1 protein-coding gene and 2 pseudogenes are annotated in these 2,549 nt (G+C 41.4%); 1 reads left to right on the top strand and 2 read right to left on the bottom strand.

Features of this window, described 5'->3' with window-relative positions:
* Positions 1–439: 439 nt before the first annotated feature.
* Positions 440–1,036: pseudogene (locus B3V51_RS08795) on the bottom strand (IS1595 family transposase).
* A gap of 190 nt (positions 1,037–1,226) precedes the next feature.
* On the opposite strand from B3V51_RS08795, the gene B3V51_RS08790 reads away from it, so the two are divergent.
* Positions 1,227–2,141 (top strand): LysR family transcriptional regulator, encoded by a 915-nt coding sequence (locus tag B3V51_RS08790; protein WP_071001520.1) that lies wholly within the window; start codon positions 1,227–1,229, stop codon positions 2,139–2,141.
* Positions 2,142–2,286: 145 nt separating this feature from the next.
* Here B3V51_RS08790 and B3V51_RS08785 read toward each other — a convergent pair.
* Positions 2,287–2,549 (bottom strand): annotated as a pseudogene (locus B3V51_RS08785) (hypothetical protein); the annotation flags it as partial.

The following is a 2,549-nucleotide window of genomic DNA, read 5'->3' as shown; positions in this document are numbered from 1 at the left end:
TAAAAGTGGTACAAGGCAGACGAGTGCAAGTACTACAGTAGTAGGCTAAACGAGTCTAACGCTGTAACACTTTAATAGTGGTTCGACTATATGCAGTTGATAATATTAAAAATAGAGTCTTTGAAATATGCTTTATAAAACTCAGTTGCATCGATAGATTTCTGGTGGATTATCTCATTTCTGTACTCTTCAAGAGTAACAAAATGTCCCCACCATTTTTGCTTTTCTACAGCCTTAGTTTCGTACAACTCAGGAAGAATGTATTTAATCTTAGTTTTTAAACTAAGCCACCGCTTAATGGCTACTTTATCGTATGACTCTATAATACCTTTTGAGTTTTTCTTAGCTTGGTAAATGTGCCCATGAGGAATACTAAGATTAGCAAGTGCTTCTAAAGCAGTATAAGCAAAGACGATTGCAGATTGAATTTCTTCAAGGATTAAATATCACACCATTTTCTCAAGGTTTTCAGCTGATTAGATGGTGAACCATAGTTGAATCTAAACTCACACTCTTTTAAAAATAAATGGAAGTGCTTCTTATCGATTCCATTATACTTTCTGAGTGTTCATTTAGACTGATTCCAAAAGTTCTCAATGCCATTGATGTGATTGTTTTTACCGCAAATAAACTCTATAGAGTGATTGACTCTGAAATGTTTAAACTCGCTCACATCCAGTGCATTGTAACTTCGATAGCTATCCGTATAAACAAAGCTGTCAGGCTTGATGTTACGCTTAATGGCAGGCATTAGCGTGGTCTGCTTGGTGTCTGCTACGACCCCGCGACCTCTTTTACCTTTGTGTACACCGCCAAAGTAACTTTCATCTAATTCGACCTCACCATCAAAAAGCTCATCAGCTTCTAATGAGAGATGGTCATCTATTACAAGTCTTATTTTATGATAAAAAAGTGCAGCAGTATTAGGCTGAATATCAAGCAAATCTGCGGCTGTTCTAGCAGTCACTTCAGCTGTGAAAAACCCTAACAGCCTTCGCTGTACTTTTTTACTTAGTTTACAACGGGTTATCTTCATAAAAGTAGTCTAGCATAGTGCTTATCTACTACAGCCCCATTATCATTTATATTAAATAGAAACATTTTAGATGAAAAATCAACGCTGCTATCCAAGGTCAATAGAACGCACGACTTTACTATCGGTGAAGCAACAGCGTAAGATGACTGACGAGAGAATATTGATAACCGCTGGAAGGAAAACCTGAATAATGGATAGAATTGATGCGATGCGGGCGTTTGTATCAGTGGTGATTGAGGGCAGTTTTAGCAATGCCGCTACAGCCATGCAACTGTCGCCGCAGTTGGTGAGCAAATATGTGTCAAAGCTAGAAGAGCGACTGGATATACGCTTACTGAACCGCACGACCCGTAAAGTCAGTCTGACGGAGGCAGGTACTCACTATTTCGAGCATGCACAGCAAGTGTTACTCAGTATCGATGATATGGAGTCCAAATTAGGTGGGTTTCAGCAGAACCCAAAAGGCACATTGAGAATAAGCGCGCCTGTGTCCTTTGCCCTCAAACATATGGCAAAATTGGTGACGGATTTTCAGACACGTTATCCTTCGGTCAATGTCGATTTGCAGCTCAACGACCGCAAAGTAGATATCGTTGAAGAAGGATTTGATGTGGCGCTGCGCATCGGTCAGCTCAAAAGCTCGTCACTGATTGCTAAGCAAGTTGCGCCTGTCCGCGTCATCTTGTGTGCTTCCCCTGCCTATCTAGAGAAATATGGCGTGCCCAGCAAACCTGAAGACCTAAAAAACCATCGGTATTTGCATTACAGTTATATGGAAAAATACGGCAAAGAAGATATTTATCAGTGGCTAGATGCGACCAATCAGCTAAGCCCAGAGCTGAGCAGTAATAACGGAGATTTGCTTGTCAATGCGGCAGTGGCTGGCGCTGGAATAGCATTACAGCCCACGTTTATTGCAAGCGAAGCACTGAGTAAAGGGAAGCTTATGATGGTGTTACCTGATTATGAACCCGAGACATTGGGGTTGTATGCGGTGTACGCCCATCGAAAGCTGTTGCCGCACAAAATCAGATGTTTTATCGATTTTATCGAAGGGTATTACGGTTCACCGCCCTATTGGGATGAATCGATACAACACTTGTAGATAACTATTAGCGACCCTCACCAAAACACCCCATGCATTGATAAATGTCTAGGGTGTTGTTTAATGCGCTTGGTAGCATGACAAGTCTATCGTGAGCTATATTATAAATATCATTAAAAATAGCACCCCTCTCAATTCATCACTCTCAAAACTCGTATTTGGCCATTATTTCAATTTGCTGACCTGCTGGCATCCATGGAAAGGTCGTCGCACTTTGCTCTCGCCACTCAATCCCCAAGTCTAAATCTGGCAGATACTCATAGATAAGGTTGGCGCTTTTGACATTGGTAGAGGTATCTGCCGCGTCATCGACATTGACCTCACCATAACGCAAGTTGCCACGCAGTTTTTGAGAGAACTGATGCTTATAACCAACACTATAACCTGTCTGAGAGATCAGTTTGCCAT

It is taken from the genome of Psychrobacter sp. UBA2514 (genome assembly GCF_002341255.1).
Taxonomy (GTDB): Bacteria; Pseudomonadota; Gammaproteobacteria; order Pseudomonadales; family Moraxellaceae; genus Psychrobacter; species Psychrobacter pacificensis.
Note: the sequence above shows the minus strand (reverse complement) of the source record. Positions and strands in the feature narration are given on the sequence as shown.

What these genes read in the sequence shown, in the direction of transcription:
- B3V51_RS08790 (WP_071001520.1), top strand. Translation starts at nt 1,227, where the DNA reads ATGGATAGAATTGATGCGATGCGGGCGTTTGTATCAGTGGTGATTGAG.